22 protein-coding genes and 1 other RNA gene are annotated in these 26122 nt (G+C 63.3%); 12 read left to right on the top strand and 11 right to left on the bottom strand.

All coding sequences use genetic code 11. The features are described from left to right. Nucleotides 1-230: 230 nt before the first annotated feature. From P0D80_RS27735 to P0D80_RS27710, 6 genes are all read left to right on the top strand, one after another. On the top strand, nucleotides 231-1481 hold the full coding sequence (locus tag P0D80_RS27735; protein ID WP_408288249.1) for a pyridoxal phosphate-dependent aminotransferase: 1251 nt from the start codon (nucleotides 231-233) through the stop codon (nucleotides 1479-1481). A 98-nt stretch (nucleotides 1482-1579) separates the two neighbouring features. Beyond that, entirely contained in the window at nucleotides 1580-2911 is a 1332-nt protein-coding gene (locus tag P0D80_RS27730) for a homoserine dehydrogenase (RefSeq protein ID WP_132374792.1), read from the top strand. 8 nt (nucleotides 2912-2919) lie between these two features. After that, the gene (gene thrC, locus P0D80_RS27725) at nucleotides 2920-4371 is read left to right on the top strand and encodes a threonine synthase (RefSeq protein WP_132374791.1); all 1452 of its coding nucleotides are present in this window, start codon (nucleotides 2920-2922) and stop codon (nucleotides 4369-4371) included. 236 nt (nucleotides 4372-4607) lie between these two features. Beyond that, on the top strand, nucleotides 4608-5876 hold the full coding sequence (locus P0D80_RS27720; protein ID WP_408288246.1) for a molybdopterin molybdotransferase MoeA: 1269 nt from the start codon (nucleotides 4608-4610) through the stop codon (nucleotides 5874-5876). Nucleotides 5877-5902: 26 nt separating this feature from the next. After that, nucleotides 5903-6160, top strand: coding sequence for a molybdopterin converting factor subunit 1 (gene moaD, locus P0D80_RS27715; RefSeq protein WP_132374790.1), 258 nt, complete (start codon nucleotides 5903-5905; stop codon nucleotides 6158-6160). Nucleotides 6161-6202: 42 nt separating this feature from the next. Beyond that, nucleotides 6203-6679 carry a molybdenum cofactor biosynthesis protein MoaE gene (locus tag P0D80_RS27710; RefSeq protein WP_408288133.1) on the top strand — a complete coding sequence of 159 codons (477 nt, stop codon included), beginning with the start codon at nucleotides 6203-6205 and terminating at the stop codon, nucleotides 6677-6679. A gap of 154 nt (nucleotides 6680-6833) precedes the next feature. On the opposite strand, the gene P0D80_RS27705 is transcribed toward P0D80_RS27710, so the two are convergent. Then, entirely contained in the window at nucleotides 6834-7379 is a 546-nt protein-coding gene (locus P0D80_RS27705) for a group III truncated hemoglobin (RefSeq protein ID WP_408175584.1), read from the bottom strand. A 305-nt stretch (nucleotides 7380-7684) separates the two neighbouring features. Between P0D80_RS27705 and P0D80_RS27700 the strand changes: the two genes are divergently transcribed. Both P0D80_RS27700 and clpB read left to right on the top strand, forming a co-directional pair. Further along, nucleotides 7685-8185: an Rrf2 family transcriptional regulator gene (locus tag P0D80_RS27700; protein ID WP_408175583.1), complete on the top strand. Its 501-nt coding sequence runs from the start codon at nucleotides 7685-7687 to the stop codon at nucleotides 8183-8185. A gap of 118 nt (nucleotides 8186-8303) precedes the next feature. Further along, the gene (gene clpB, locus P0D80_RS27695) at nucleotides 8304-10901 is read left to right on the top strand and encodes an ATP-dependent chaperone ClpB (RefSeq protein ID WP_132374786.1); all 2598 of its coding nucleotides are present in this window, start codon (nucleotides 8304-8306) and stop codon (nucleotides 10899-10901) included. A 150-nt stretch (nucleotides 10902-11051) separates the two neighbouring features. Here the strand turns inward: clpB and P0D80_RS27690 are convergent, their stop codons facing one another. Together P0D80_RS27690 and P0D80_RS27685 are read right to left on the bottom strand one after the other, a co-directional pair. Further along, the gene (locus P0D80_RS27690; RefSeq protein WP_408247659.1) at nucleotides 11052-11582 is read right to left on the bottom strand and encodes a YidB family protein; all 531 of its coding nucleotides are present in this window, start codon (nucleotides 11580-11582) and stop codon (nucleotides 11052-11054) included. Nucleotides 11583-11688: 106 nt separating this feature from the next. Continuing rightward, nucleotides 11689-12279: a ComEA family DNA-binding protein gene (locus tag P0D80_RS27685; protein ID WP_408175581.1), complete on the bottom strand. Its 591-nt coding sequence runs from the start codon at nucleotides 12277-12279 to the stop codon at nucleotides 11689-11691. 321 nt (nucleotides 12280-12600) lie between these two features. Here P0D80_RS27685 and P0D80_RS27680 point away from each other — a divergent pair, with 321 nt between their 5' ends. Both P0D80_RS27680 and P0D80_RS27675 read left to right on the top strand, forming a co-directional pair. Next, entirely contained in the window at nucleotides 12601-13095 is a 495-nt protein-coding gene (locus tag P0D80_RS27680; RefSeq protein ID WP_408288127.1) for a MerR family transcriptional regulator, read from the top strand. Then, nucleotides 13047-13496 carry a carboxymuconolactone decarboxylase family protein gene (locus P0D80_RS27675; protein ID WP_408288123.1) on the top strand — a complete coding sequence of 150 codons (450 nt, stop codon included), beginning with the start codon at nucleotides 13047-13049 and terminating at the stop codon, nucleotides 13494-13496. The genes P0D80_RS27680 and P0D80_RS27675 overlap by 49 nt, the downstream gene beginning before the upstream one ends. A 194-nt stretch (nucleotides 13497-13690) precedes the next feature. Here P0D80_RS27675 and P0D80_RS27670 read toward each other — a convergent pair whose 3' ends face one another. The 8 genes from P0D80_RS27670 to trxA all read right to left on the bottom strand — a co-directional run bounded on the left by P0D80_RS27670 (nucleotide 13691) and on the right by trxA (nucleotide 22624). Further along, the gene (locus P0D80_RS27670) at nucleotides 13691-15070 is read right to left on the bottom strand and encodes an MATE family efflux transporter (RefSeq protein WP_408288118.1); all 1380 of its coding nucleotides are present in this window, start codon (nucleotides 15068-15070) and stop codon (nucleotides 13691-13693) included. Nucleotides 15071-15072: 2 nt separating this feature from the next. Then, on the bottom strand, nucleotides 15073-16830 hold the full coding sequence (locus P0D80_RS27665) for an ArnT family glycosyltransferase (RefSeq protein ID WP_408288115.1): 1758 nt from the start codon (nucleotides 16828-16830) through the stop codon (nucleotides 15073-15075). Nucleotides 16831-17123: 293 nt separating this feature from the next. After that, nucleotides 17124-17390: a type B 50S ribosomal protein L31 gene (locus P0D80_RS27660; RefSeq protein ID WP_064269917.1), complete on the bottom strand. Its 267-nt coding sequence runs from the start codon at nucleotides 17388-17390 to the stop codon at nucleotides 17124-17126. A 238-nt stretch (nucleotides 17391-17628) separates the two neighbouring features. After that, complete coding sequence (locus P0D80_RS27655) at nucleotides 17629-18462, bottom strand: M90 family metallopeptidase (protein ID WP_408288112.1); 834 nt, start codon at nucleotides 18460-18462, stop codon at nucleotides 17629-17631. 15 nt (nucleotides 18463-18477) lie between these two features. Continuing rightward, nucleotides 18478-20034 (bottom strand): MFS transporter, encoded by a 1557-nt coding sequence (locus P0D80_RS27650; RefSeq protein WP_408288109.1) that lies wholly within the window; start codon nucleotides 20032-20034, stop codon nucleotides 18478-18480. Further along, complete coding sequence (locus P0D80_RS27645; RefSeq protein ID WP_408288107.1) at nucleotides 20031-20567, bottom strand: MerR family transcriptional regulator; 537 nt, start codon at nucleotides 20565-20567, stop codon at nucleotides 20031-20033. Before P0D80_RS27645 ends, P0D80_RS27650 begins: the two co-directional genes overlap by 4 nt. Before the next feature lie 223 nt (nucleotides 20568-20790). Further along, nucleotides 20791-22059 carry a transcription termination factor Rho gene (gene rho / locus P0D80_RS27640; RefSeq protein ID WP_006048863.1) on the bottom strand — a complete coding sequence of 423 codons (1269 nt, stop codon included), beginning with the start codon at nucleotides 22057-22059 and terminating at the stop codon, nucleotides 20791-20793. A 238-nt stretch (nucleotides 22060-22297) separates the two neighbouring features. Continuing rightward, nucleotides 22298-22624, bottom strand: coding sequence for a thioredoxin TrxA (trxA, locus tag P0D80_RS27635; protein WP_006048864.1), 327 nt, complete (start codon nucleotides 22622-22624; stop codon nucleotides 22298-22300). A gap of 443 nt (nucleotides 22625-23067) precedes the next feature. Here trxA and ffs point away from each other — a divergent pair. Together ffs and dnaX are read left to right on the top strand one after the other, a co-directional pair. Further along, nucleotides 23068-23166: signal recognition particle sRNA small type (gene ffs, locus P0D80_RS27630), an RNA gene on the top strand. Nucleotides 23167-23396: 230 nt separating this feature from the next. Then, nucleotides 23397-26102 (top strand): DNA polymerase III subunit gamma/tau, encoded by a 2706-nt coding sequence (gene dnaX / locus P0D80_RS27625; protein WP_408288105.1) that lies wholly within the window; start codon nucleotides 23397-23399, stop codon nucleotides 26100-26102. The last annotated feature ends 20 nt before the right edge of the window (nucleotides 26103-26122 follow it).

The raw sequence follows: 26122 nt of genomic DNA, 5'->3' as shown, positions 1-26122 counted from the left end.
AATTATAACTTTTTAGCCGCCTTGCGGCGCCCCTCGCTCATGCGCCGCCACAAGCCGCGCTGAGTCCACGGGTGCGGCCCACCGGCTACCCGCCTTGGTTTTGCCCGCTTTCGGCCGCTTTTCGTCTGCTTTGTCTGTGTGTGTTCTGCTCGCTGCCGTACCGGTGCAATCCGCCGCTGGCGCGCCTGAGGAACGCACGTCTGTTCGCCCAAGCCATCAACCAGGATGAAGTGCCCGCCGTGAAACCGATTCTCAAATCCAACAAGTTGTTGAATGTCTGTTATGACATTCGCGGGCCCGTCCTCGAACACGCGAAGCGGCTCGAAGAAGAGGGTCATCGCATCATCAAGCTGAACATCGGCAATCTCGCGCCGTTCGGCTTCGACGCGCCGGACGAAATCATTCAGGACATGATCCTGAACCTGCCGGGTTCGTCGGGTTACTCCGATTCCAAGGGTGTGTTCGCCGCGCGCAAGGCGATCATGCATTACACGCAGCAAAAGGGCGTGCACGGGGTCGAACTGGACGACATCTACATCGGCAACGGCGCCTCCGAGCTGATCGTGATGGCGCTGCAGGGCCTTTTGAACGACGGCGACGAAGTGCTGCTGCCCGCGCCCGATTACCCGTTGTGGACCGCCGGCGTGAGCCTGTCGGGCGGCACGCCGGTGCATTACATCTGCGACGAATCGAATAGCTGGATGCCCGACCTCGACGACATTCGCGCGAAGATCACGCCGAACACGCGCGCGCTCGTGGTCATCAACCCGAACAATCCGACCGGCGCACTGTATTCGGACGAACTGCTGCTCGGCCTGATCGAGATTGCCCGCCAGCACGGCCTCGTAATCTTCGCCGACGAGGTCTACGACAAGATCGTCTACGACGGCAAGAAGCACACGTCCATGGCGGCGCTCTCCGAAGACGTGCTCACGGTCACCTTCAACAGTCTGTCGAAGAGCTACCGTTCGTGCGGTTATCGCGCCGGCTGGATGTTCATCTCCGGCCTGACCGCCGGCGAGAACCGCCGTCACGCCAAAGACTACTTCGAAGGGCTCGGCATTCTGGCGTCCATGCGCCTGTGCCCGAACGTGCCCGGCCAGTACGCGATCCAGACCGCGCTCGGCGGCTATCAGAGCATCAACGACCTGATCGTGCCGACCGGGCGCCTGTACAAACAGCGCGAACTCGCGTATGACATGTTGACGGCCATCCCGGGTGTGAGTTGCGTGAAGCCCGAAGCGGCGCTGTACATGTTCCCGCGTCTGGACCCGAAGATTTATCCGATTCAGGACGACCAGCAGTTCATCCTCGACCTTCTGCTGGAAGAGCGTGTGCTGCTCGTGCAGGGCACGGGCTTTAACTGGAAAACGCCGGATCACTTCCGCGTCGTGTTCCTGCCGAACGTGGACGATCTCGCGGATTCGATCAACCGCATCGCGCGCTTCCTCGACGGTTACCGCAAGCGTCACGCAGCCTAGCGCACAATAGGGCGTACGACGCGGCACCCACCGCGTCGCGCCGTCCACCAGGCGCCACCCGTTTCCCTTTTAATCATCTACTCGAAAACACACGCTGCATGGAACCGATCAAAGTTGGACTGCTGGGCTTCGGCACGGTAGGCAGCGGCACCTTCACGGTACTGCGCCGCAATCAGGAAGAAATCAAACGCCGCGCGGGCCGCGGCATCGAGATTGCGCGCATTGCCGTGCGCAATCCCGCGAAGGCGACAGCGGCGCTGGGCAGCGAAGCCGGCACGGTGGCGCTGACCGATGACTTCAACGCGGTGGTCGACGATCCGTCGATCGATATCGTGGCCGAAATGATCGGCGGCACGGGCGTGGCGCGCGACCTCGTTCTGCGCGCGATCAAGAACCGCAAGCATGTGGTCACGGCCAACAAGGCGCTGCTCGCGGTGCACGGCACGGAAATTTTCGAAGCGGCGCGCGCCAACGGCGTGATGGTGGCGTTCGAGGCAGCGGTGGCGGGCGGCATTCCGATCATCAAAGCGCTGCGCGAAGGTCTGACGGCTAATCGCATCCAGTACATCGCGGGCATCATCAACGGCACGACGAACTACATCCTCTCGGAGATGCGCGACCGCGGGCTCGATTTCGCGACCGCATTGAAAGCCGCGCAGGAACTGGGCTACGCCGAAGCCGATCCGACTTTCGACATCGAAGGCGTGGACGCCGCGCACAAGGCGACCATCATGAGCGCGATCGCGTTCGGCGTGCCGGTGCAGTTCGACCGCGCCTACGTCGAAGGCATCAGCAAGCTCGCGGCGATCGACATCAAATATGCCGAGGAACTCGGCTACCGCATCAAGCTGCTCGGCATCGCGCGCCGCACCGACAAGGGCATCGAATTGCGCGTGCATCCCACGCTGATTCCGGAAAAGCGCCTGCTGGCGAACGTGGAAGGCGCGATGAACGCGGTCGTCGTACACGGCGACGCGGTCGGCACCACGCTGTACTACGGCAAGGGCGCGGGCGCCGAGCCGACGGCCTCGGCCGTGGTGGCCGATCTGGTCGACGTGACGCGTCTGCACACGGCCGACCCGGAGCATCGCGTGCCGCATCTGGCGTTCCAGCCGGACAGCCTGTCGAGCACCCCGATCCTGCCGATCGACGAAGTCACGAGCGGCTACTACCTGCGTCTGCGGGTGGCGGACGTGACGGGCGTGCTGGCCGACATCACGCGCATTCTGGCCGACACCGGCATTTCGATCGACGCGCTGCTGCAGAAGGAATCGGAGCAGGTCGACGCGAACGGCAAGGGCGAAACCGACATCATCCTGATTACGCACGAAACGGTTGAGAAGAACGTCAACGCCGCGATCAAAACGATCGAAGCGTTGAAGACCGTTGTCTCGCAAGTCACGAAGCTGCGCATGGAAGCGCTGAACTAGGCCGAACTATGAACTACCTCTCCACGCGCGGCGCCGGAGCCGGCGAGCGCCATACCTTTTCCGACATCCTGCTGGGCGGTCTCGCCAAAGATGGCGGCCTCTACCTGCCGGCCGACTACCCGCGCGTCACGGCTGACGAACTGACGCGCTGGCGCACGCTGCCGTACGCGGACCTCGCCTTCGAGATCCTGTCCAAATTCAGCGACGACATTCCCGCCGAAGACCTGCGCGCGCTCACACGTAAGACGTACACGGCGGCCACGTACTGCAACGTGCGCGACGACGAAAGCGCCGCGCAGATCACGCCGTTGAAGACGCTGGGCGTCGAGAACGGCGCGCCGCTGTCGCTGCTGGAACTGTCGAACGGTCCGACGCTCGCGTTCAAAGATATGGCGATGCAGTTGATCGGCAACCTGTTCGAATACGCGCTCGCCAAGCATGGCGAAACGCTGAACATTCTCGGCGCGACCTCGGGCGACACCGGCAGCGCCGCCGAATATGCGATGCGCGGCAAGAAGGGCATCAGCGTGTTCATGCTGTCGCCGCACAAGAAGATGAGCGCGTTCCAGACCGCGCAGATGTACAGCCTGCAAGACCCGAACATCTTCAACATCGCCGTGGAAGGCGTGTTCGACGACGCGCAGGACATCGTCAAGGCCGTGTCGAACGATCACGCGTTCAAGGCGAAGTACAAGATCGGCACGGTCAACTCGATCAACTGGGCGCGCGTCGTCGCGCAGGTCGTGTACTACTTCAAGGGCTATTTCGAAGCCACGAAGTCGAACGACGAGCGCGTGTCGTTCACGGTGCCGTCGGGCAACTTCGGCAACGTGTGCGCGGGCCACATCGCGCGCATGATGGGCTTGCCGATCGAGAAGCTGGTCGTCGCGACCAACGAAAACGACGTGCTCGACGAGTTCTTCCGCACGGGCATTTACCGCGTGCGCAAGGCGGCCGAGACGTATCACACCAGCAGCCCGAGCATGGACATTTCGAAGGCGTCGAACTTCGAGCGTTTCGTGTTCGATCTGCTCGGCCGCGATCCGGCGCGCGTGCTGCAACTGTTCCGCGATGTCGAGGAGAAGGGCGGCTTCGATCTCGCGGCGAGCGGCGATTTCGCGCGCGTGAAGGAGTTCGGTTTCGTGTCGGGCAGCAGCAGCCATGACAGCCGCGTGGATACGATCCGCGACGTGTTCGAACGTTACGACACGATGATCGACACGCACACGGCCGACGGTCTGAAGGTGGCGCGCGAACATCTGCAGCCGGGCATTCCGATGATCGTGCTGGAGACGGCGCAACCGATCAAGTTCGGCGAGACGATCCGCGAAGCGCTGTTGCGCGAGCCGGAGCGGCCGGCCGCATTCTCGGGCCTGGAGTCGCTGCCGCAGCGTTTCGAAGTGCTGCCGGCGGATGCGCAGCGCGTGAAGGACTTCATTGTGGCGAAGGCGGGCGCTTAAGACGCGGTTGCCGTGAAGCGTGAGCGCGTTGTCCAGGGCTCACGCAGCCTGGCCGACATGCTCCAGGCGCCTCACGCAAAATGACGCTTGCCGCGAAGCCTCGCGGCAAGCGCTCAAGCTCCAAAAAACTCCCCTGATAACGCCCGCCGCCCAGGCTATCTGCTTCGACCGCTACAATATTCTTTTAACCTGCGGCTTCGAGACCTGAGATGTCCACACCCACGCCCCGCGCGCCGATGCTCGCCACCGCCGAAGCCTTGGCGACCCTGCTCAGCGCGGCGAGCCCGATTGCCGGCACAGAATCGATCCCCACGCTGGAAGCGCTGAACCGCGTGCTCGCGGCCGACGTCACGTCGCCGCTCGACGTCCCGCCGATGAACACGAGTTCAATGGACGGCTACGCGATCCGCACGGCGGATCTGACGACGCAGGGCAACAGCCGCTTGCCGGTCTCGCAGCGCATTCCGGCCGGTCACGCGCCGGAGCCCCTGAAGCCCGGCACGGCGGCGCGCATCTTCACCGGCGCTACGGTGCCGCCCGGCGCCGACGCGATCGTGATGCAGGAGCAAACCGAAGCCGCCGGCGCGGAAGTCACCATCCTGCACAGTCCGCAACCGGGCGAATGGATCACGGCGCAAGGCGCGGATATCCGCAGCGGCTCGGTCATTCTTCCGGCGGGCACGCGGCTCACGCCGCAGGCGCTGGGACTCGCCGCCTCGGTCGGTTGCGCCGAACTGGTGGTGCGGCGGCGCGTCAAGGTCGCCGTGTTCTTCACCGGAGACGAGCTGACCATGCCCGGCGAGCCGCTGAAGCCGGGCGCGATCTACAACTCGAACCGTTTCACGCTGCGCGGCCTGCTGGAGAAGCTCGGCTGCGAAGTCACCGACTACGGCATCGTCGTGGACAAGCTCGACGCGACCCGCGCGACGCTGCGCGAAGCCGCCGAGGCGCATGACCTCATCCTGACTTGCGGCGGCGTGTCGGTGGGCGAGGAAGATCACGTGAAGCCGGCGGTGGAGGCAGAGGGCCGGCTTGCGATGTGGCAGATCGCGATGAAGCCGGGCAAGCCGCTCGCATTCGGCGCGGTGCGCCGCGCGGCGCAGCGTGGTGAGGCGGCGGAGTCGGCTTCCGCTGCGGCATTGGCCTCGGCCTCGGACTCGGCGGAAACCTTCTTTATCGGCTTGCCCGGCAATCCGGTGTCCAGCTTCGCCACTTTCCTGCTGTTCGTGCGTCCGTTCATCCTGAGCCTCGCCGGCGTGCAGACGGTCGCGCCGCGCGCACTGTCGCTGCGGGCGGATTTCACGCAGAGCAAGGCCGACCGCCGCAACGAATTCTTGCGCGCGCGCATCAACCCGGCCGGCGGCCTCGATCTGTTTCCGAATCAAAGTTCGGCCGTGCTGACGTCGACGGTCTGGGGCGACGGCCTGATCGATAATCCGCCGAATCACGCGATCAGCGCCGGCGAGACCGTGCGCTTCATTCCTTTTTCTGAATTGCTGAACTGAGGCCGGCCAGAGCCGGTGGCATCCCGATGAAGATTCAACTCCGATATTTTGCGAGCGTGCGTGAAGCGCTCGACCTGGCCGACGAAACCGTCGACCTGCCCGACGGCATCGCGACCGTCGGCGATGTGCGCGCGTGGCTGCGCGTGCGCGGCGGCATCTGGGCCGACACGCTGGCTGAAGGCCGCGCGCTGCGCATGGCCTGCAATCACGTGATGACCAGCGCCGGCACGCGCGTCACCGAAGGCTGCGAAGTCGCGTTTTTTCCGCCCGTCACTGGTGGCTGAGCCGCAACGCCGCCACGCCGCTTAACCGCATAGGAGCCACAGATGCCCGTTCGCGTCCAGACGGAAGACTTCGACCTCACTGCCGAGGTCGCCGCATTGCGCGCGCGCAATCCGAAGATCGGCGCCGTGGCGTGCTTCGTCGGCACCGTGCGCGATCTGAACGACGGCAGCACGGTCGAGACGATGGAACTCGAACACTATCCCGGCATGACGGAGAAGTCGCTGGAGGCGATCATCGTGAGCGCGCGCGAGCGCTGGCCGGGCATCGAGGTGTCGATCGTGCATCGGGTCGGCAAGCTCTATCCGCTCGATCAGATCGTTCTGGTGGCGACGACGGCCATGCATCGCGGGGAAGCGTTCGCGTCGTGCGAATTCGTGATGGACTACCTGAAGACCCAAGCGCCGTTCTGGAAGAAAGAGAAGACCGAGGCCGGTGAGCACTGGGTCGATGCCCGCGTCACCGACGACGCGGCGCTCGCCCGTTGGGGCATTGAATCGGGCAATCGGACGGGGGAGTAGGCGTGGCGGCTTCGGGTTTGCAGGATTCTGCGGGCCAAACAAGCATCTTGGCGCCACTCACGACGTTCTGAAGCGCTCCCAAAACTGTAACCGCTCGGGTGATGCTTTCCGGCCCGCCGGATGGGATAAAACGACCCTGAAGCCTGAACCCGGCTCATTCATCCCGCGCCCGGCCAATGATCCGCGCCGGAAACGGCTCGCCTGACGGACGCGCCGCGTGAGCCGCATCCTCACCGTCGCGCGGACGCCGTTTCGGCGCAACGCGCTCCAGCAATGCCTGCTGTTCCTCCGGAATCTTGTAGTCCCAGCCGAAACGGCTCAACTGTAGACTCTGCGCGATCCGCAGCGCCGGTTCCATGAAGCGCACCGCCGCGGCAGGCTGATAACGCGATTCGACCGTATCCAGAAACAGATACAGCCAGCGGCTGAAGTGCTGCGGCTCGATTCCCTCGAGCGGCTGATGCGCCTGCTGCACGTTGCCGCGGTATTGCTTCGCGCCCAGCACGAGGCTGCCCCAGAACGTGCACATCTTGGGCAGATGATCGTCCCAGCGGCCCGCCAGCGTCGCGTCGAATACAGGGCCGAGCAGCGCATCGGCACGCACGCGGTCGTAAAAGCCGTAGACGAGCTCGCGGATATTCGCCTCGGTGGGTTCGGAGGCGCGCTCGACGACCGGCGCGGCAGGGAAGGACGGGTTCATGCAAATTCCAAAAGAATGCGGCTATTCATCGCGCCTCGCAATAGGGCGCCGCGGAGCGTCAGGAATGGCCTCAAATCGAGGCCGAATGGAAGGAAGTAGGATGCGAACACCCCGCTTTTCGTAAGAATGCCCCAGGCAGGAAACGTTACCATTACTGCCGGACGACCCACCCCGCCTGTCTGCGCAGAACCGGAAAATATGCGTAGCGCCTGCATCTTAGGGCGAAGCGACGGCCCACGGCAACCCTTGCATCGACGCGGTTATCTCCCGGATCGCGGCTTGCGCTCATTGCAATACCTGCACTCATGAGACTGACCGACTATACGGATTACTCACTACGCGTCCTGCTCTACCTCGCCGTTCGCGGCAGCGGGTTGTCGACGATCCAGGACATTTCAGACGCGTACGGCATTTCCAAGAACCACTTGATGAAAGTCGTGCAGCAGCTCGGCGAACTCGGCTGGGTCGAGACCGTGCGCGGCCGCAACGGCGGCCTGCGGCTCGCGGAACAGACGAACGCGCTGACGGTCGGCGAAATCGTGCGCGCGACGGAAAGCGACTTTGCGCTGGTCGGCTGTTTTCCGGATCAGCACGGTGAGCGCCGTGGTTGCGTGATTACCGCGCAGTGCCGTCTGCGAAATACGCTCGAGGCGGCGCGCAATGCCTTCCTCGCCGAACTTGACCGTCATACCATTGGAGAGGTGGCGCAGCCGCACGGCCCGTTGGCCGCGCTGCTCGGTTTGAGCAACGTGATTCCGATTACGCCGGTCGCATCGGCTGGCGGCGACTCTGCGTCGCTGGCCTGAATGCGGCAGGCATTTCTCTCGCGTCAAATGTTAAATAGTTGACGCTTGAGGCAAAAAAGCGCTTGAAACCTGGATAAAACGCCTCATTTTGGTGGTAATCGAAATTGGAGGTCGCTTGATGAGAATCGACAAACTCACCACTAAATTCCAGGAAGCGCTGGCGGATGCCCAGAGTCTGGCCGTCGGCCATGACAATCAATACATCGAACCGGTTCACGTCCTTTCGGCGCTCGTCGCCCAACACGATGGCTCGGCGCGCTCGCTGCTCTCGCGTGCCGGCGTACACGTGCAGGCGCTGCAAACGGCGCTCGGCGACGCCATGACGCGTCTGCCGCAAGTGCAGGGCACGGACGGCAACGTGCAGATCGGCCGCGAGCTGACCGGTCTGCTGAACCAGGCCGACAAGGAAGCACAAAAGCTCAACGACACGTTCATCGCGAGCGAGATGTTCCTGCTCGCGGTCGCGGACGACAAAGGCGAGGCCGGCCGTCTCGCGCGTCAGCATGGCTTGTCGCGCAAGTCGCTGGAAAGCGCGATCGCCGCGGTGCGCGGCGGCTCGCAAGTGCATAGCCAGGACGCCGAAAGCCAGCGTGAAGCGCTGAAGAAATACACCGTGGATCTGACCGAGCGCGCGCGGGCCGGCAAGCTCGATCCGGTGATCGGCCGCGACGACGAAATCCGTCGTTCGATCCAGATCCTGCAACGTCGCACCAAGAACAACCCGGTGCTGATCGGCGAACCGGGCGTGGGTAAGACCGCGATCGTCGAAGGTCTGGCGCAGCGTATCGTCAACGGCGAAGTGCCGGAAACGCTCAAGGGCAAGCGCGTGTTATCGCTCGATATGGCGGCCTTGCTGGCGGGCGCCAAGTATCGCGGCGAGTTCGAGGAGCGCCTGAAGGCCGTGCTGAGCGACATTGCGAAAGACGAAGGCCAGACCATCGTCTTCATCGACGAAATTCACACCATGGTCGGCGCGGGCAAGGCCGAAGGCGCGATGGACGCGGGCAATATGCTCAAGCCGGCGCTCTCGCGCGGCGAACTGCATTGCGTCGGCGCGACCACGCTCGACGAATATCGCAAGTACATCGAAAAGGATGCCGCGCTCGAGCGCCGCTTCCAGAAGGTGCTGGTCGACGAACCGACGGTGGAAGCGACCATCGCGATCCTGCGCGGTCTGCAGGAAAAGTACGAACTGCATCACGGCGTCGATATCACCGACCCGGCGATCGTGGCGGCGGCGGAACTGTCGCATCGCTACATCACGGATCGTTTCCTGCCGGACAAGGCCATCGACCTGATCGACGAAGCCGCTTCGAAGATCAAGATGGAAATCGACTCGAAGCCGGAAGAGATGGACCGGCTCGACCGTCGTTTGATCCAGTTGAAGATCGAACGCGAAGCCGTCAAGAAGGAAAAAGACGAAGCGTCGCAAAAGCGTCTGCAATTGATCGAGGAAGAAATCGAGCGGCTGAATCGCGAATATTCGGACCTCGAAGAAATCTGGACTGCGGAAAAAGCCGCGGTGCAGGGCAGCGCGCAACTGAAGGAAGAGATCGAGAAAACGCGGGCGGAAATCACGCGTCTGCAACGTGAAGGCAAGCTGGAAAAGGTCGCCGAGTTGCAATACGGCAAGCTGCCTGGTCTCGAAGCGCAGTTGAAGGAAGTGACCAAGGCCGAGGCGAACGAGCAGAACAATCCGACGCGTCCGCGGCTCTTGCGCACGCAGGTCGGTGCGGAAGAAATTGCTGAAGTCGTGTCGCGTTCCACCGGTATTCCGGTGTCGCGCATGATGCAGGGCGAACGCGAAAAGCTGCTGCAGATCGAGGAGAAGCTGCACGCGCGCGTGGTCGGCCAGGACGAGGCGATCAGCGCGGTGGCCGATGCGATCCGCCGCTCGCGCGCGGGTCTGTCGGATCCGAACCGGCCGTACGGTTCGTTCCTGTTCCTCGGACCGACCGGCGTCGGCAAGACCGAGTTGTGCAAGGCGTTGGCGTCGTTCCTGTTCGATTCGGAAGATCATCTGATCCGTATCGACATGAGCGAATTCATGGAGAAGCACAGCGTCGCGCGGTTGATCGGTGCGCCGCCGGGATATGTCGGCTACGAAGAAGGCGGTTATCTGACGGAAGCCGTGCGTCGCAAGCCGTATAGCGTGATCCTGCTCGACGAGATCGAGAAGGCGCATCCGGACGTGTTCAACGTGCTGCTGCAAGTGCTCGACGACGGCCGCATGACCGATGGACAGGGCCGCACCGTGGACTTCAAGAACACGGTGATCGTGATGACGTCGAACCTCGGTTCGCAAGTGATCCAGTCGATGGTCGGCGAGCCGCAGGAAGCGGTGAAGGACGCGGTCTGGGAAGAAGTGAAGCTGCACTTCCGGCCCGAGTTCCTGAACCGGATCGACGACGTCGTGGTGTTCCATGCGCTCGACCGCTCGAATATCCAGTCGATCGCGCGGATCCAGTTGCAACGTTTGCACGAGCGGCTGGCCAAGCTCGACATGCAACTGGTGGTGTCGGATTCGGCGCTCGAGCACGTCGGCAAGGTCGGCTACGATCCGCTGTTCGGCGCGCGGCCGTTGAAGCGCGCGATCCAGCAGGAGATCGAGAACCCGGTCGCCAAGCTGATACTCGCCGGCAAGTTCGGTCCGAAGGACGTGATTCCGGTCGAACTGGAAGAAGGCAAGCTGGTGTTCGAACGCGTCGTGCATTAAGCGAAACGCGTTCTACGGAGAGAGGAAGGGCGGCGATCGAGCCGTTCCCGACGACGTTAAAAAGCGGCAACGAAGGTGACTTCGTTGCCGCTTTTTTTATGCCCGTTGATTGCGCAAGCGGGCACACGGCAGGCGAGGCCGCCCGCGTTGTTACGCGTTGCCTTTACCGAATAGCGCGGACAAGCCGCCGAGCGCGCCGAGTACGGTGGTGGCGTTCAGCTTGCCTTCGGCCGGCACTTCGCCTTCCGGCGTGGCCGCGTTGACGACGTGCGGCAGAATCTGCGACAGCAGGCCAGTGACCTGATCCGGCTGCACGCCGGCCTTCGCCGCGAGGTTGGTCACGGTCTCCGAGCCAAGCACGCTATGCAGCGCATCGGGCGCGATCGGCTGGTTCTCGCCGTTGCTGACCCACGAGGTCACGATGTCGCCGAGGCCTTTTTCCTTGAAACGGTCGATCAGGCCGTTCAGGCCGCCCGGCTGGCTATTGACGAATTCGAGTGCGGCCGAAACCAGGGCTTGCTGGCCACCGCCTTCGGGGGATTTGCCAACCAGGGAACCGAGTGTGTCGAGTAGGCTCATGACGGTCTCTCTTGAATGCCGACACGTGCTTGACGGGTCAGCGGGTGAAAACGCTGCGCGGTTGCGCGGCGCCGTGGAAGGAAGGCGGGCGGCGGCGCTGATGGTTCATCGCGTGGGATCACGCGCGTATCACCTGGGCCGTTACGCTGCCGGCGCACAATCCTGTTTCGTACTCCGTTTCATTCTGTCCGGTCCTCGTTTCGTGCGGTCAGGCACCGCCCGAGGCCGCCGCAGCCGATGCGGCCTTGCTCTTCTTGGCTTTCTTCTTCGATGCTTTGGTATCCGAGGCATCAGCCGGCGCCGCCGCTGCCGCAGTAGCCGGCGCGGAAGCCGCTGCCGCCTCGGACGCCGCAGCTTTGCTCTTCTTCTTCGACTTCGACGCCTTCGCGCCGGAAGCATCCGCCGGGGCGGCTGGCGTCGTGTTCGCAGCCGTGGTTGGCGCCGCCGTAGGCGCAGTAGCCGCGGGCGCTGCCTTGGTGCCGGCCGTGCTGCTCGGCTTCGCAGCGGGCTTGGCGCCGCTCGGCGGCGTGGACGAGCCATTGATCGTCAGACCGGCCGCTTCGAGATTGGTTACCGATTTGGCTCCGATGCCCTTGACGCGCGTGGCGAGATCATCGGCGTCTTTGAACGGGCCATTCTTGGTGCGTTCGTCGATGATCGCTTTCGCATGCACCGGGCCAATACCCTTAACCGATTCGAGCGCCGCCTGATCGGCGGAGTTCACTTCGACGGCCGCCGCAAATCCGGCCGACAGCGACAAAGCCAAAGCAACGCAAAGCATTAAAAGCTTCTTCAGCATGGCAAGCACTCCATTGAGGGCAAAAAAGTGAGCCGCAAAGGGACGACTCAAACGACTCGGGACGACGCATCCTGTCAGCATTCGCTGCGCTTAAGCATAGAACAAATTGCGCGCCCTTATTTGCGAACGCGGACGATTTATACCGATCGATTCATGACAAGTAAATCAGTGTGAACAAGATTTAAACCTTTTGCCTCGTTATTAGGCTCTTATGAGTTTATCGATCAAACCCCCACGCCATAAAAAAATGACCGTGGAGACAAATGACAGCACGACGCGCTTGACTTAGAGTGCACTCGAAGTCCTAACCTGAGTTCCGTCATGTCGAATATCTCGAAAGCACTCACCATCGGGCAGGTCGCTGAAACGATCGGCGTTTCGACGCATACGCTGCGCTACTACGAACAGGCCGGGCTGATTCGCGCCGTCGGCCGCACGCAGGCGGGGCATCGGCTGTATTCGCCGGCCGATCTCGACTGGCTGCAGTTCGTGATGCGCCTGAAGGCGACCGGTATGCCGATCGCCGGCATGCAGGCGTTCGCGGCGTTGCGCGCGCAAGGTCAGACGACGGTGGGCGCGCGCCGCGACATGCTGGTGGCGCATCGGGATGCGGTTTTGGCGCGAATCGCCGAGTTGCAGATCAACCTCGGCGCGATCGTCGACAAGATCGCGTACTACGAAGCGGCCGGGCGCGCACCGGCCGCCGATCATTCGACACGACAGACCGACGAAACCCAGGCGCATTCACATTCGGAAGAGGACTCACCATGGACCACGCACACAACGACCGCTACACCCGAGGCTGGGACAAACTGAAGCAGATCGACGGCTCGGCCGGCGAGCAGGTGATCGCCGCGCTCGCGCCGATCGCGCCGGATTTTGGCCGTCTGCTGATCGAATTCGGCTTCGGCGACATTTACAGCCGGCCGCAACTCGATCTGCGCGCGCGTGAAATCGCCACGATTGCCTCGTTGGCCACGCTCGGCTGCGCGCAGCCGCAGCTGAAGGTGCATATCGAGGCGGCGTTGAACGTCGGCTGCACGCGCGAGGAAATCGTCGAGGTGTTCATGCAGATGGCGCTTTATGCGGGATTTCCGGCGGCGCTGAATGCGCTGTTTGCCGCACGCGAGATTTTCGAGCGCCATGATCAGGCATTGAATGACGCGCAATCGGCGAGCGCCGCGCAGGTGCGGGAGAAGGAAACCCACGCGGGTTGAGATCCGCGAGGCAAGGGCGACAGCAAGGGTAGGGCGAGCGGCTGCTTGGATCAGCCGCTTTTTATTGAGCCTGCAACGCAACTAACGGTCTATTATTGGCAGCCACTACGACAGAGCGTATGTGGGCAGGAACCAAACAGCGGCTTATCAGGAAGAAAGCCCGGCCATTCTGCAGCCTACGACAGACAACCCCGTCAAGTCGCCGAATCCGCCCGAAGCGCCGCCTCGGCATGCGAATGCCGCTTGCTCACCACACGCCAATACATCAGCAAGCCGATGCCCGCAATCGCGAGACTCGCGGTATTCGCCACCCAGAAACCGCGCGCGCCGGTCAGCCATTCCGGCGTGACGCCGGTCACGTTGAAGCCGAGCACATAGCCGCCGCCGAGCCCGACGCCCCACAGCGCCACCGCGTAGATCACGGTCGGCACGACCGCCACCTTGTAGGCGCGCAGCACGAACGCGGTGGTGATCTGCAATGCATCGAACAGGTGGTAGCACACGACGATCAACACCAGCGGCAACGCCGCCGCCACGACCTGCGCATTCGGCGTATAGCCTTCGATGATGTAGGGCCGCAGCACCAGCACGATCGCGCCGTAACAGCAGGCGATCGCCATGGCCATCATGATGCCGTGACGCGACAGCGTGCGCGCCGCTTCCGGACGATGCGCGCCGAGCGCCTGCGCGACCAGCGTCGACGAAGCGATGCCGATCGACAGCGGCGTCATGTACAGCACCGCGCCGATATTGCCGGCGATCTGGTGGCCGGCCAGCGTCGTCGTGCCGAAGCGCGCAATGAAGAGCGCCATGAACGTGTAGGAGGTCACTTCGATCAGATACGACAGGCCCATCGGAATGCCCAGCCGCAATTGCGCCGCCTGGCGTCGCCAGACCGGCCAGCAGAACTGCGCGAAGATCGCGAACGGCGTGAATACGTCGACGCGCGTCAGCAGCAGCATGCCGAGTGCGGCCAGCGCCCAGTTGATCATGGTGCTGGCGAGCGCGCAGCCCGGCCCACCGAGCGCCGGCACGCCGAACCCGCCGAAGACGAACCACGTATTGAGCGGCACCTTCAGCAGCAGCGCGCCGATCTGCAGGATCATCACAAGCCGCGGCTTGCCGACCGCATTGGTGATCGAACTGTAGACGCGAAAAGCGAGGCCGGCCGGCAAGCCGAAGGCCAGAATCCGCAGATACGCGACAGTGCGCTCGTGCAGCGCCTCGGGCACGCGCGCCAGCTGCAGCACGGGGCCCGGAAAAAACAGAATCAGGAAGCCGATCACGGTCAGCGCCGCCGCGAGCCACAAGGCCTGGCGAACTTCCTCGCCGATCTCGGCATAGCGGCGCGCGCCGTAGAGTTGCGCGGTAATCGGTTGCAGCGCGGTCAGAATGCCGGTCAGGCCGATATACACGGAGATATAGATCGACGAGCCGAGGCCGAGCGCGGCCAGGTCGACTGCCGAGTAGCGGCCGACCATCGCCGTATCGATCACGCCAAACGCGATGATCGCCAGTTGGCCGATCAACACCGGCCACGCGAGGCCGGCGATTTTCCGTACGTCGGCGAGCATGCTCAGTCGGACTTCTTGTGCCAGTTGCGGCGTTTGACGACTGGCGGCTTCGGACGGTCGATGCGCACGTACAGACGGAAGCGTTCGTCACGGTCGGCCACGCGGCGGCCTTCCCACACCAGCTTCCAGACGAAGTCGGACATTGCGCTCGGTTCGCCGTAATCCTGCGTGTCCTGACGCAGGATCACATCGCAGTCCTGGTCGAAGGAGAAGTGCATGTCGCCGAAATAGGCGAAGGTCGCGATCTGCGCATTGCCGAGGCGCACCGGTGAAATGCAGGTGTAGTCGTCCGGCAGATGGGCGGATATCTGTTCAGCGACGTCCTTATAGGTCCGGCTGTAGTTGACGACCGGCAGCCATAGCGTCATGAGCAGCACCCACATCAAGGTGGTGCCGGCGCTCGAAAGCACCACGCTGCGCCACAAGACTTTCGGATGGCGCGCGAGACGCCACCGCACCAGCACGAACCAGCAGATCGTCACGGCGACCGCGCACACGAACGACAGGATCTTGAACTGCGGCGCGAAGCCCGGCGCGAGACGCGCGAGGTTGCGCGCGAGCGGATGCGGGAAGCCGGTCAGCCCCGCGATATAGACCAGCCAGACGAAGCTGCCGAGAATCGTGAAGCTCAGGAGCGCGAACCAGTCGATCGCGTTGATCGCGCCGCGCTTGAGCGTGGGCAGTGCGAAAGCGGCCAGCACCGCGAGCGGCGGCAGCAGCAGCATGTAAAGCCGGTTCGACTGATGGCTTTGCAACACGACCAGCACGAACAGCGGCCCGATTACTGAAAGCGGAATGGCCACGTGTGGCGCGCGCCGCAGGCCCGACCAGCTGAACCATGCCCAGAGTGCCAGCGGCCACGCCGGCCAGGTGAAGAGCGGCAGGTTTTTCAGCGCATAGCCGGCGACCGAGCCGGGCGGCCCGGCGAACGAACTCAAGCTGACGTGCACCCACTGATTGAGGTACCAGACGGCGTCGTTGGGGAAGGCGGCGAGCGCGGCGATCGGCCACGCCACGGACAGCACGAGCGCCACCGGCAGACCCGCCAGCAGGAGCCACCGCGAGCGCGTCTCGCGCACGATCAGGGTCATCGCCAACGTGCCGAGCAGCAGTGCGCCGACCAGCACCGGGCTGCTGGCCAGGGTGACCAGGGCGATGGCGAGTCCCCAGATCAGCGCGCCCTGAATCGGCTTGTCGATCATGCGCACGAGCCCGTACACGAGCATCGCGATGCCGAAGAACTGCGCGAGCTGCGGCGTGGTCTCGTGGCCGCGCTCGGCGAGGCCGAAACAGGCGAGCAGGATCAACAGCGCGCCGTCGGCGAGCGTGCGGCCGTAGTCGCGTGGTTCCGGCTCGCCGCCGAACGCGTACTTGAACGGCTGGACTTCGGCGCGGCGGCCGAGCAGGTAAGCGGCATACCAGACGAACGCGCAGCCCGCGCAGAACATCAGGCCGGTGAAGACACGCGAGGCATTGCTCGCATCGACCCATGGCGCGAGCAGGCGGATCGCGCTGGCGCCGAACCAGTAGCCGAGCGGACCGTCTTCAGTGAGGTATTTGCCGACCAGATTCGGCAGCAGCCAGTCGTGCGCGCCGCCGTTCGCCATGGTCCACATGACGCCGAAGCCGGCTGCATCCTCGTTCTTCCACGGATCGCGGCCGAACAGTCCGAACGATGCGTAGACGATACAGATGGTCAGCAACAGCCAGCGCGGCAACGCACTGGTCGCTGAAGCAGTGAGGCGAACGACAGGTCTCATGCGGTGTGTGGATATCGGATAAGCGGTGCAGCCGGGACCGGACGGCATGTCCGGCTGGAATGGCCAATTTGGAGCATCCGGCATTGTAGTCGTGCCGTGCGATGCGCGTCACGGCCGGTAACGGCTCGCAACGTCGTTGGGAAAGCTGTAACACGAGTTCGGCGCTGCGCCGCGCGCGAGCGCTTGACCCTCGGGCATTGGCGATGAATCAGCCAGGCGACAAAAAAGGGCAGCTCGCGCTGCCCTTTTTGCTCCTGCTTCGCTGCCGGCCAGAGCCGGCGACGAGCCAGGTATTACTTCGCTGCTGCCTTGCCGGTAGCGCGCGAGCCGAACTTGTTGCGGAACTTCTCGACGCGGCCTGCCGTGTCCATGATCTTTTGCTGGCCGGTGTAGAACGGATGCGATTCCGACGACACTTCAATCTTGGCGAGCGGGTAGGTCTTGCCGTTGAATTCGGCGGTTTCACGCGTCTGGATGGTCGAGCGCGTCACAAACTTGAAGTCGTTCGAAACGTCGATGAACAGAACTTCGCGGTAATCCGGGTGAATGCCTTCTTTCATGGTCTTTCCTTTAATCTGGCGGTAGCCAACCCGCGTGCGACCGTATTTGAACGGACCGCATCTAGGCGCGAGCCACTTGCCTATGGTCGAAAAACGGCGATTATGCCAGAAAATCAGTCGCTTGACGACTTTTGCGCCGGCTTTTTGCTAACGGTGCATGCCGTTTTCACGGCTGTTTTGCAGGGTCGCGGCGCGTGTGCGCACCGGGCGGCGGCCGTTGCCTGGCGGGCGTTGCGCGTCAGCCGGACGTGAATGTCATGCCGACTCGCGCCGGATCCTGCCTGTAATAGCGTGCGAGCAACCGGTAAAGCTCCGGATACTCGGCTTCGAACGCCTGCGGTTGGACGAACAGCGCCTCGCTGCAAACGGCAAAAAATTCCGATGGGTGGTCTGCCGCGTACGGATCGATCAGCGAGTCGCGCTCGAAGCGCGCCCAGCGGCGCTCGGGCACCGCGTCGACTTTCGCGCAGAAGTGGTCGTAAGCGTGGTCGAACACGTCGGCCCACGCTTGGGAATCGAGCGGCGCGTGCCAGCGGCGAATGAGCGGTGGGTGGCCGTCCGCCTCGCCGTTCAGCATGTCGATCTTGTGCGCGAATTCGTGAATCACGACGTTATAGGCGTCCGAGCCGTCCGTCATCTGCGCGTCTTCCCACGACAGCACCACGGGTCCGCCTTCCCATGCTTCGCCGCTCGCGTCCTGTTCGACTTCGTGCACCACGCCGTCTTCGTCCTCGACGGTTTTGCGGATCACGAACTCGCCCGGATAGACGATCACGCCGACCCAGCCGCGATACAGATCGAGGCTCAGGTTCAGCACCGGCAGACACGCTTGTGCCGCGATCGCCACGGTCATCGCGTCGGTCAGCTCAAGCTCGTGCGCGGTCGAAAATTCCTTCTGCGCGAGGAACAGGCTCGTCAGTTCGCGCAAGCGCACGAGCTCCGGCGCATCGAGATGCGCGAGGAACGGCAGGCCGTCGAGCGTGGCCTGCCAGAGCGAATCGTCGATCGCGTAGTCGCGCAGCGCGCGCTCGCGCCGGCGTGTGCCGAACCATTGAGTCAGTTTCGAGAGCATGGCCTGAAGCAACCTTTAGTCGATCTGTTTTTGCCACGCGGCAAATAGGCCGCCGCATATCGCCACGCCGATCAGGAAGTAGAAGCCGTCCAGCGAGGCCAGAAAACTGGCCTGTTGCGCGACCGTGCGGCTGATTTCCACGATCGCCAGCGAGTGCGCCTCGGACGGCGAGCGGCCGGCGACGGCAAAGCCATTCGTCAGCGCGGCGAGCGAGTTCTGGAACAGAGGATTGTACGGATTCACGAACTCCGCGAGGCGAGTTTCGTGCAGCGCCTGCCGATGCTGCTCGACGATGATCACGGAGGCCGTCGCGAACGACATGGTCAGTTGCCGCACGATGTTTTTCAGCCGGTAGCCGTGCGTGAATTCTTCGATGGCGAAAATTCTGAATGTCAGATTGGCGACCGGCAGCACGATGAACAGCAACAACAGGCCGCGCAACAGCAGCGGCAGCAGCAACGCCGCTTCGCCGACGCCGGGCGACATGCGCGTCATCCACGCCGCCGCGAACGCGGCCACCGCGAAGCCGGGCACGATGATCCACTTCTTGCGCGGCAGCAGCTTCGCATAACGGAAATAGACGAACAGGGCACTCGCCGAAATCAGCGACGTCACGCCGACCAGTTGCCCGGTGTTTTCGACCGGATAGCCGAGTCCACTCTCGAGAAAGCGCGAGATCAGATAGCTGAACACGGTCGAGATGTAGTAGTAGAACATGTAGAGCACGAGCCCGACCTGGAAGACCTTCTCTCGCAACGCATTGAGGCGCACGAGCGGCGCGGGATGATGCCACTGGTGATAGGCGAACCAGCCTAGCGCGACGATCCCGGCGACGCTCAGCAGAATCAGTCCGGGCGACGCGCTGAACAACTGGAAGCGCACCTGCTGCATCACGATTTGCAGCGCGCCTTGTGCGAACGCGAAGATAATGTACGGCCAGAAATGGGCGGCGCCCCGTTCCTCTGGCAGGCGGTTGCCGGAGTCGGGCAGCGCGAGCAAGGCCAGCACGGCGAACAGCACGCCCACGGGCGCCGTGCACGCGAACAGCGCGCGCCAGTCGAAATGCCCGACCAGTTGGCCGCCGATCAGCGGCGCGAGCGCGCTGCTCAGGACGATCAGCACGAGAAACGCACGGGTGGCCGCGGGCCGCTGCTGCGGTTTGAAACTCATCTGAATCAGGATGCGGCAGGTGCCCATCATCGGGCCGATGAAATAGCCCTGGAAGCCACGCGCGAATGCCAGTTCGATCGACGATTCGCACATCGCCGCGGCCACCGCGCCGGCAGCATAGAGCAGCATGCAGCCGGCCACGTAGCGCCGGTAACCGAAGCGTTCGACCCACCATTGCTGCTGCAGGATGCCGAGCACCGCCGCGACTGCATAGGCGCTCGACGCCCACACTAGTTCATCGGGCGACGCGTTGATGCCGCCGGCGATATAGCTGGTGAAAAACGAGAAGATCGAGTTGTCGAAATAATCGAGGCCGGTGACGACGGCCAGCACCCAGGGGAAGAAATCGCCGCGCAGTTTTTCGACGCTGAACAACCGTACGCGGGATGACGTCGTGCTCATGAAGATTCGCCCGGCGTGGGGTCGTCAGATTCTTTTGCCTGCTTTGCGGGTGGCGCATTGCCCGCTTTGGCGCGCGCGCTGCGGCGCTGTTCGAGCAGCGCCTCTGCGTTCTCGCCAGCGAGGCGCCGCTTGAGATAGTCGAGGTCGGGGCTCAGTTCGGCGCGCAGCTTCTGCGCTTCCTTCAGTTCGCGGCGCATGCTTTCGATGCGCGCGTCGAGTGCTGCGACCTGTTGCTCGATGGCGTCGTGAATCTGCTGCAGCGATTCGGTCGAGTAGCGGTGGCCGCCGTCGACGGCCTCCAGCGGACGCTTGAGCATTTCGGTGACGCTGTGCAGCGAGAAGCCGAGCGAGCGCAAACGCAGAATGCGGCCGAAGCGCTTCAGATCATCCTCGTCGTAAAGCCGGTAGCGGCCTTCGCTGCGCATGGGCGAAACGAGGCCGCGTTCCTCGTAGTACTTCAGGGTGCGCGCGGTGACGCCGAGACGTTCGGCGGCGTCGCGTACCGTCAGCAGAGTGGGTGAGTCCTTGGACATAGGCGTGTGACAGATATGACGGATTGGTTGCATTGTACTTCAACGTGTACGTTCACGTACATGTTGCTGCGCTAGACGACGTCGACGTTGGGAAGCTGACATGGTTTGCGCGCGACGCGGAGACGACAAAAAGGCGGACGAAAAAAAACCGCTCGTTTGCGACGAGCGGCTTTTCTATGCGATGCGGATGAAACGGCTAGTGCGGCAATATCGGCCCAAGGCCTTAGCTGCCACCGCCACGACGCATCATGTCGAAGAACTCGGAGTTGCTCTTCGTCTGACGGATCTTGTCGAGCAGGAATTCCATCGACTCGACTTCGTCCATGTCGTGAATGAACTTGCGCAGCACCCAGATCTTTTGCAGCACTTCGGGCTTGATCAGCAGTTCTTCGCGGCGCGTGCCTGACTTGTTCAGGTTGATCGACGGGTAGACGCGCTTTTCAGCAAGACGGCGCTCGAGGTGCACTTCCATGTTGCCGGTGCCCTTGAATTCTTCGTAGATCACGTCGTCCATGCGGCTGCCGGTTTCGATCAGCGCCGTGCCGATGATAGTCAGCGAGCCGCCTTCCTCGATATTGCGCGCCGCGCCGAAGAAGCGCTTCGGACGTTGCAGCGCGTTGGCGTCGACACCACCCGTCAGCACCTTGCCCGAGGCCGGCACGACGGTGTTGTACGCACGCGCGAGACGCGTGATCGAGTCGAGCAGAATCACCACGTCGTTCTTCATTTCGACGAGGCGCTTGGCTTTTTCGATCACCATTTCGGCGACTTGCACGTGACGCGCGGCCGGTTCGTCGAACGTGGAGGCGATCACTTCGCCCGCCACCGAACGCTGCATTTCGGTCACTTCTTCCGGGCGTTCGTCGATCAGCAGCACGAACAGCACGACATCCGGATGGTTCTGCTTGATCGCGTGAGCGATGTGCTGAAGCATCACGGTCTTGCCGGACTTCGGCGACGCCACCAGCAGGCCGCGTTGCCCTTTGCCGATCGGCGCGATCATGTCGATGATGCGGCCCGTGACGTTTTCTTCGCCACGCATTTCACGTTCGAGCAGCAGCACCTTGTTCGGGTGCAGCGGCGTCAGGTTTTCGAACATGATCTTGTGCTTCGAGGCTTCCGGCGGCTGGCCGTTGACCTTGTCCACCTTCACCAGCGCGAAATAGCGTTCGCCGTCTTTGGGCGTGCGCACTTCGCCTTCGATCGTGTCGCCCGTATGCAGGTTGAAGCGGCGGATTTGCGACGGGCTGATGTAAATATCATCCGTGCTGGCGAGGTACGAGGTTTCCGGCGAGCGCAGGAAGCCGAAGCCGTCCGGCAGCACTTCAAGCGTGCCGTCGCCGAAGATCGTGTCGCCCGTTTTGGCTCGTTTTTTTAGAATGGCAAACATCAATTCCTGCTTGCGCAGGCGGTTCGCACTTTCGATCTCGAGGCCATTGGCCATCTCGATCAATTCGGACACGTGCAGAGTCTTAAGCTCGGATAAATGCATACGGAGAACCCGCAGGAGAAGGTGCGACGAAATGAAATCTGGGAGGAGAGTGAGCGGAACCGCTCAAGGACTTACACGTCTTTTCGACGTTTTGCGGATTCTAGCATAGCACACGCCAGTTTCCGTCAGTGCGACGGCATGGCATCTTTCTTGTTGAGCGTGTTGCCGGCTGACAACACGCTCAACACAACGCGCCCGCGGGCCCCGGAAGGCTCGGAGCGCGCCGTTGCGACCGCTATTACAGGTTGCCGTCGAGGAACGCGGTGAGTTGCGACTTCGACAACGCGCCGACTTTCTGCGCGGCGACAGCGCCGTTCTTGAACAGGATCAGCGTGGGGATGCCGCGCACGCCGAACTTGACCGGCGTCGATTGATGTTCGTCGACGTTGATCTTGGCGATTTGCAGGCGATCGGCGTAATCCTTCGCGACTTCGTCGAGGATCGGCGCGATCATCTTGCACGGACCGCACCATTCAGCCCAGAAATCGAGCAGCACGGGTTTATCGGATTTAACGACGTCCTGTTCGAACGATGCGTCGCTAATATGCTTGATTTGTTCGCTCATTGTATGAATACCTCTATCGGTTCGAGGCCCGCCTGAATTGCTCGCCACGATACGTCAAAACCTAAGGAAACTTCCGTTCGCTTTGCCGCAATCGGAGCCTTTCGACACACGCCGGAAAAGGTGAAAGCCCGTTTCGGAATATGCGGAGAGCTCGCGCTTGCGGGTCATCCGTACGGCAGTTTAGCTTAATTCGCTATGCGTTGCCGGGGGCGATAGTACCCATCAGGGGCAGTGGGGCCAACGGCTGCCGATGAAGTGCCACCGTGTTTCATCAACCATGACGCAGCCTATCTGGAGGCTCCGCAGCCAAACTCAAGTGGCATCCGCACGGGTTGGTCGCGGCATTCGTCTATATGGTGTAAAGGGCGCGATTCGGCGCGCCGTTGACGCTTTGCTCGTATTAACAGTCGCACGACGGCCCAAGCGGTGATAGAATGTTTCGTGACGGGCCTCCTCGCATGGAGGGATGGTCAACCTGGTCAGGTCGGGAACGAAGCAGCCACAGCCGTTTTCCACCAGTGCCGAGGGTCGGGCTCGTCACCTTCCTTTTTCTGTTTTCTCTAGTTGTTCTCCGCGGGTTCTTCCGCGAACGCTTTCCATCTCCTGTTTTACCCTGAGTGCAGCGGCATGCAACCGTGCCTTATCGTGTTTTCGCGCGCCTTATCTATTTTTTTCTATCGGTCCGTTAGGCAGTTTCAATGAAGTGGCGCGAAGCGTTCGCGCGCCGTCGCGAATCGGTTTTGCGCGGCATCGTTACTGATACAATTTCCGGATGACCTATCAAGTTCTCGCACGCAAATGGCGGCCGAAGGATTTCGCTTCGCTCGTCGGACAGGAGCACGTGGTGCGCGCGCTCACGCACGCGCTCGACGGCGGCCGTCTGCACCATGCCTATCTGTTTACCGGCACACGCGGCGTCGGCAAAACCACGCTGTCGCGCATCTTCGCCAAGGCGCTGAATTGTGAAACCGGTGTGACCTCCACGCCGTGCGGCGTGTGCCGCGCGTGCCGCGAGATCGACGAAGGGCGCTTCATCGACTATGTGGAGATGGACGCGGCGAGTAATCGCGGCGTCGACGAAATGGCGGCGCTGCTGGAGCGCGCCGTCTACGCGCCGGTGGATGCGCGCTTCAAGGTCTACATGATCGACGAAGTGCACATGCTGACCAACCACGCCTTCAACGCCATGTTGAAGACGCTGGAAGAGCCGCCTTCGCACGTCAAGTTCATTCTCGCGACTACGGATCCGCAAAAGATTCCGGTTACGGTGCTGTCGCGCTGTCTGCAGTTCAATCTGAAGCAGATGCCGGCCGGCCATATCGTCTCGCATCTCGAGCACATTCTCGGCGAAGAGAAGGTGCCGTACGACGCCCAGGCGCTGCGCCTGCTCGCGCGCGCGGCCGACGGTTCGATGCGCGACGCGCTCTCGCTGACCGATCAGGCAATCGCCTATTCGGCCAATCAGGTCAATGAAGAAGCCGTGCGCGGCATGCTCGGCGCGCTCGACCAGAGCTACCTGATTCGTCTGCTCGACGCGCTCGCGGACGGCGACGGCGTCGCGGTGCTGTCGGTTGCCGACGAGATGGCGTTGCGCAGCCTGTCGTTTTCGACGGCGCTGCAGGATCTGGCGAGTTTGCTGCATCGGATCGCGTGGGCGCAATTTGCGCCGTCGTCGGTGCTGGACGAGTGGCCCGAGGCGGCCGACCTGCGGCGGTTCGCTGAAGCGCTGAGCGCCGAGCAGGTGCAATTGTTCTATCAGATCGCGACGATCGGCCGAAGCGAACTGGGTCTCGCGCCGGACGGATACGCCGGCTTCACCATGACGCTGCTGCGCATGCTCGCGTTCGAACCGGCGCCGACGGGCGGTGGTGGCGCAGTGGGTTCGGGCCGTGCGCCTGGCCAGGCGGGGGCGAGTGGGGCGAAACGCGCGGGTGCGCCGGCTGTGGCCGCGCACCAGGGCGCGTCGGGAGCGCCAGCGATCGCGGGTGCGAGCGCTGTGTTGGGGAGTTCGCGTGGAGCGAGCGTGGACGCCACTGCGCCGGTCCGCGAGACGCAGACTGGCAATGCTGCGGCAGTAGGTAAGGGCGCTGCGGCTGACGCATCGGTTCAGCCTGCGCAGCAAACCAATAGCTCGATTGAAGTACGGCCTGCTGATAACAGCATTCAAGCTACGCCGCCGGATTCTGCTCAAGGCATGGCAGCAGAGCAATCGCTTGATGCGCAGCCGGCAATCACCGCCGAGTCGGCGCCGGTTGTTCATGAGGTGAATTCAGCGCCGTTGCAGGCGGTGGACGATGCCGCCGCGACACCTGCGTCGCCAGTGTCGTCTGCAACCCCTGCGGCCGCCGCCTTGGCGCCGTGGGATGACGCGCCCGCCGACTCGGCAGCGAACGAAGCTTCCGTAACCGCTGGCGTTGATGGCTCGGCCACAACTGAAGCCCCCGCAGCCGCATCCCTCGACGACTCAGCGCCCGCGTCTTCGCTAAGCGCACCCGCAGCCGCCGCGCTCGCACGCACCGAGCAGGCCGCAGCAGTACCGTCTCAAGAGCCGTCACCCGCAGCCGATAGCGCGCCGCGTCGCGCAGGCGGCGCGAGCGCCGCACTCGACGTCTTGCGCAGCGCCGGTTTGAAAGTGTCCTCGGACCGTGGCCGCGCAACCGCGGCAGCGGCCGCGAAGCCCGCCGCGCCGGCTACGCCGAAGCCGGCCGCGCCGCGCGTCGTTGTTCCCGTGCCGACGCCGGGCGCCGCGCGCCGCGCGCCGCAGCAGGATGCCGCGCCAGCAGCGCCGGCCGCTCGCGCCGCAGGGGCAGCGCAGTCAGCGCCCGCGCAGCGTAACGGCGCCGAGCAAAGCGGCTCGTCGGTGCCCCCGTGGGACGACATGCCGCCCGACGAATACATGCCGCTCACCGCCGCGGACGAAGGCTACTACGGCCTGCCGGACGACAGCTACATGCCCGTGTTCGACAGCGGCCCTGACGATGTCCGCGTAAGCGCGACGCCAGCGGCCACACCCGCGCCGGTGGTCGATCAACGTCCGCTGCCGCCCGCCGTGCCGCTCGATCCGCTGGGTTTCAAAGGCGACTGGCCGGCGCTCGCCGTCGACCTGCCGCTCAAGGGCATTTCATATCAGCTCGCATTCAACAGCGAACTGATGGCGCTCGAAGGCAACACGCTCAAATTGAACGTGCCTGTTCCGCAGTACGCGGAAACCTCGCGGGTCGCTAAACTGAAAACGGCGCTCGCCGACAAGCTCGGCCAGACTGTCGAGGTGCTGGTCGAAGTCGGTCCGGCGCGCCGCACGGCCGCCGCGCACGACGCCGCCCTGCGCGCGCAGCGTCAGCAGGAGGCCGAGCGCGAGATCGGCGCCGATCCGTTCGTGCAGTCGCTGATTCGCGAGTTCGGCGCGAGCATCGTGCCGGGCTCGATCCGCCCGATTACTCCGGACGCCGGTTCGAACGGCGCGCCGTCGGTCCACTGATTCGCCGCGCGATGCACCAT

The organism is Paraburkholderia sp. RL17-373-BIF-A, assembly GCF_046030175.1.
GTDB lineage: Bacteria > Pseudomonadota > Gammaproteobacteria > Burkholderiales > Burkholderiaceae > Paraburkholderia.
This window is presented reverse-complemented; position numbering and strand designations above follow the sequence as displayed.